The organism is Candidatus Schekmanbacteria bacterium, assembly GCA_003695725.1.
In the GTDB taxonomy this organism is placed as follows: Bacteria; Schekmanbacteria; GWA2-38-11; order GWA2-38-11; family J061; genus J061.
In genome coordinates, this window is record RFHX01000322.1 from 1 (window position 1) to 4,412 (window position 4,412).

Annotated in this window: 4 protein-coding genes; all 4 read left to right on the forward strand. The window is 34.7% G+C overall.

Annotated elements, in window-relative coordinates:
• The first annotated feature begins 190 nt into the window (after positions 1 to 190).
• The 4 genes from D6734_11935 (at position 191) to D6734_11950 (ending at position 4,209) form a co-directional block, all read left to right on the forward strand.
• Positions 191 to 1,573, forward strand: coding sequence for a sigma-54-dependent Fis family transcriptional regulator (locus D6734_11935; GenBank protein ID RMF92593.1), 1,383 nt, complete (start codon positions 191 to 193; stop codon positions 1,571 to 1,573).
• Positions 1,574 to 1,819: 246 nt separating this feature from the next.
• Entirely contained in the window at positions 1,820 to 2,659 is an 840-nt protein-coding gene (locus D6734_11940; protein RMF92594.1) for a MinD/ParA family protein, read from the forward strand.
• Between the two features lie 24 nt (positions 2,660 to 2,683).
• Positions 2,684 to 3,493 carry a FliA/WhiG family RNA polymerase sigma factor gene (locus D6734_11945; GenBank protein RMF92595.1) on the forward strand — a complete coding sequence of 270 codons (810 nt, stop codon included), beginning with the start codon at positions 2,684 to 2,686 and terminating at the stop codon, positions 3,491 to 3,493.
• 23 nt (positions 3,494 to 3,516) lie between these two features.
• Positions 3,517 to 4,209, forward strand: a complete 693-nt coding sequence (locus D6734_11950) for a sensor histidine kinase (protein ID RMF92596.1) — start codon at positions 3,517 to 3,519, stop codon at positions 4,207 to 4,209.
• Positions 4,210 to 4,412: the final 203 nt, after the last annotated feature.

Genomic DNA, 4,412 nt, shown 5'->3' on the forward strand with positions numbered 1-4,412 from the left:
ATCTTGTTACTTTTCCTGATATATCTATTTCAAAGAGAAACTTGTTTTTTTCAAACTGATTTTCGATTTTTTTTATTTTTGATATTTCCATTTTATTTGGACACTTTTATCTTGATATAATGATTATTATTATTTTACTATTACAGTCAAAAATCAATCAAAAAAAAATCTCTAACTATATCGGATAGTTATGGATGAAGAAAAGATTTTAGTTGTTGACGATGAAAAAGATATTCTGGATATGATGTCCAAATTTCTAACTGAAAGAGGATACATCGTATATAAAGCTACCTGCCTCAAAGAGGCACAGCAAATTGGTGAAAACGAAAATATCGATTTGGCTATAATCGATTTGGTAATGCCTGATGCCAATGGTATCAGCGTGTTAAAGATGCTGCAAAAGATAAATAGCGCTATTGTAGGTATCATTGTTACAGGGTTTGCAACGATAGATTCTGCTGTAGAAGCAATGAAGGCTGGAGCATTCGATTATATTCAAAAGCCTTTTAATCTTGAAGAACTCCTGATAACAATCAAAAAAGCTTTAAAATTCAAAGAATTGCAGGGTGAAAACATCTATCTGAAATCTCAACTGAAGAAGAAGTATAAGTTTGACAACTTTGTAGGTGCAAGCGAATCGATGCTTGAAGTATTTAAAATTATTGAAACAGTCTCAAATTCAGACAGCACAGTGCTGATTTACGGTGAAAGTGGAACAGGAAAAGAGCTTGCCGCCAAATCGATTCATTATAATTCAAAAAGGAGAGACAAGTATTTAGTACCTGTCAATTGCGGTGCGATTCCGGAAGACCTTCTTGAAACCGAACTTTTTGGCCATGTCAAAGGGGCTTTTACAGGCGCTGTCAATAAAAGAATCGGAAGATTTGAGTTTGCCAATGGCGGGACTATATTTCTTGATGAGATTGGGGATATGTCATTGAATCTGCAGGTAAAACTTCTGCGTGTCCTACAAGAAAAAGAATTTACTCCTGTTGGTGGCACTGAGCCTATAAAAGTCGATGTAAGAGTCATAGCAGCTACTAACCAAAATCTTGAAAAAGCAGTAGAAGAAAAAAGGTTTAGAGAAGACCTCTATTATCGCCTGAATGTAATTCCATTGACAATTCCTCCTTTAAGAGAAAGAAAAAGCGATATTCCACTTTTAGTAGAACACTTTATCAACCAAATGAGATATGAAAAGGGGGTCAATGTTAAAGAAGTATCAGATGAAGTAATGGAGATATTTATGGAATATGATTGGCCCGGAAATGTGAGAGAGCTTGAAAACATAATCGAAAGAATGATGATTTTCAGTGGAGACAAGGAAAGATTAACAGCAATCGATTTACCTGAAAAATTCAAAAAAAGGCAATCGAAACCCCGGAGTTATCATATTAAGCTTCCTTTGGAGGGGCTCAATCTCAAAAAGATCATTCATCAAATAGAAGATGACCTCATCCTTCAGGCATTGGAAAGGACAGGTGGAGTCAAGGAAAAAGCCGCACAGCTTTTAAAGATGAACAGGACGACTCTTGTCCAAAAAATAAAGAAAAGAAAACTACTCAACAATTAGCTTCTTCAAAATCCCGTTATTTTTATCTCACCAATCAGTCTTCCGTTAAAAAATTAACGATTTACTTTTTCTAACGGCAAAAAAATGTCTCTAATCCACTGAAATCTAACTTTGGTTGATAAACCTTTCTAACTGCTAACATATTGAATTATTGTATGATAACAGAAAAACTCACATATTTTGTTTAAATGGCATAATTCTTGCAAAACTTAAAGGACAAAATTCGGAAAGGGCAAGAGGAATAAAGTGAAGAAGGAAGCAAATTTAAAGAAAATAATCACAGTTACGAGCGGAAAAGGAGGAGTTGGAAAAAGCACGCTCGTATTCAATATAGCCGATGCAATAAGCAAAGAAGGAGTAGACGTCATTATCCTCGATGCCGACCTACCTCTTGGTAATATTGATCTATTTGCAGGAGTCAAACCTCTCTTTACATTGAAGGACGTAATCAAAGGAGAGAGGTCTTTAGATGAAATAATAATTGAAGTAAAAAAAGGTTTAAAGATTATTCCTACATCCTCAGGAGATACAGAACTTTGCCATCTTACAAACAAGCAGGAACTGAGTTTAGTTTCAGCTTTCGACAATCTCAAATCAAATTTCGACATTCTCTTGATCGATACGGATGCAGGGATTTCATCAAATGTAATATATTTTTCAACTATATCTCAAGAAATTGTTTTGGTTATAACACCTGATCCTGCATCTCTTCATGACTCGCTTGCGTTAATCAATATTCTTTCCAACAGGCATGGAGAAAAATCCTTCAATGTCATTGTCAATTGCGTAAAAAGCAAAGAAGAAATGGCTTCTATCTTTTCAACTTTTAGCAATATGGTTGATAAGGAAAACTGCGATGTTAGGTTGAATTTTATAGGGTCTTTGAACTTTGACAGCAAAATAATTAACGCCGTCAAAAAGCAAACAGCAGTTGCTGACCTTTATCCTAATTCATCCTCAGCAAAGGATATAAGAAAAATAGCCAAATCATTGATGGCAATACCATCTAAGCCGGTCCCAAAAGGAAGTTTGCAAATATTATTGAAGGATTTTTTAGAGCAAAGCAGAGAAACAGTTAAATTATAACCTTTTAAAAAAGGATATAGAGCAATGAAGAAAGTAATTTTAAAAAGAAAATCTCGAAGGAAAACTCTCAATAGCGAATTGGTAGATAGGGAAGAATTGATTATTAAATATCTGCCGCTCACGCGCTCGATTGCTGAAAGAATTGCAACGCGCCTACCAAACAATGTGGAAATCGATGAATTAGTTGCGGCTGGCATTATGGGGCTGATGGATGCCGCTGACAAATTTGACCCTTCAAAGCAGATTAAATTCAAAACATATGCAGAATTTAGGATTAGAGGCGCAATATTGGACGAGCTTCGTGCAATGGATTGGCTGCCAAGGTCATTAAGAAGAAAAACTTCACAACTTGAAGAAGCGAAATTTACTCTTGAACAGAAACTTGGAAGAAAAGCCACTGATAAAGAGATTGCAGAACATATGAATATAGACATTGAAGAATTATATGATATGATGAACAGCGTAAAAGGTAAATCACTCCTTTCTCTTGATGAGCCAATTGATGGAGATTCAAAGAGCAAAACACTTCTGGAGTGTTTAAAAAATAACGATACAGATGACCCTTACTCATTGACAAGCTTAAAAGAATTAAAGGAAATGATTGCTAAAGCCATCGATCAATTGCCTGAGAAAGAAAGATTGGTAATATCATTATATTATTATGAAGAGCTAACAATGAAAGAGATTGGACAGATTATGAATGTAACGGAATCGAGAGTATCCCAGATTCATACAAAAGCTACAATGTCTCTGAAGACAAAACTAAAGAAGATATCCAGAGAAAAAGGTCCGAAATCAATTTTCGTAGAGAATGTTGCTGACAATACCTATTAGAATCGCAGAGTGAATCTATAAAAATGAGTCAAAAAGACAATTTGGAAAATAAATTGATTGATATTCATCATACATTCCTTCTTGGTAAGATGACCGGCGACCTCTTCCACGAAGTCAATAACATTATTGGCGCCTCAATAGGTTTTGCACAGCTTGCTAAAATGAGTATGTCGCCTGATGATGTAAATAAGCTCATCGATGTCGTCCTCAATTCTACAGAAAAAATCAAAGAAGTAAGTAAGTCCGCCCAGACATATCTCTCTGCTGTTTCAAAAAATGGAGAATTGACTGATATTTCAGATGTGTTGAATAACTGCGCCATTCTTTCGCGGAAAAGCTTGATCAAAAAAGGAATCAAACTTTCACCCATCAACAAAAAACTTATTGCCTTTCAAACTGATGTTAGGATTCTCAAGCATACCATATTGAGTTTCATTTCTGCTATAATAGAATCGAACGCGAATAGGGGAGGAACATTAGAGTTAAATGCAGAAAAGACCGATGAAATGCAGGTTAAGATTGAAATAAACCATGACTATATAGATGCAGAACATTTAAATAATCTTTCCAAAAAAATTGATTCAATAGACATTTCTGATAACTTCGATAACGACGCTTTTATGGCAGTTTATCTAAGTAAAAAATATTTAGGCGCAACCCTTGAAATAGTGCCAAGAAAAATCACTTTAATATTGGATGAAGTTATCACCCAATAATTGATTCCCTTTTATTTTCTCAAAATAATTTCTTAATAAAGTCCGCCGCAATTTCTTTGTGTTAATTCTCTCTAAAGTAGTTTAAAAATTATGTCGAGAGATAATTACTTTTTGAGAAAGGTAATTCCCTTAATATGAAGAGAAACAAAGAAGTCATTGATGCCATAAAAGAAATCCTTCCCAATATCGAACCTGACCAAGAA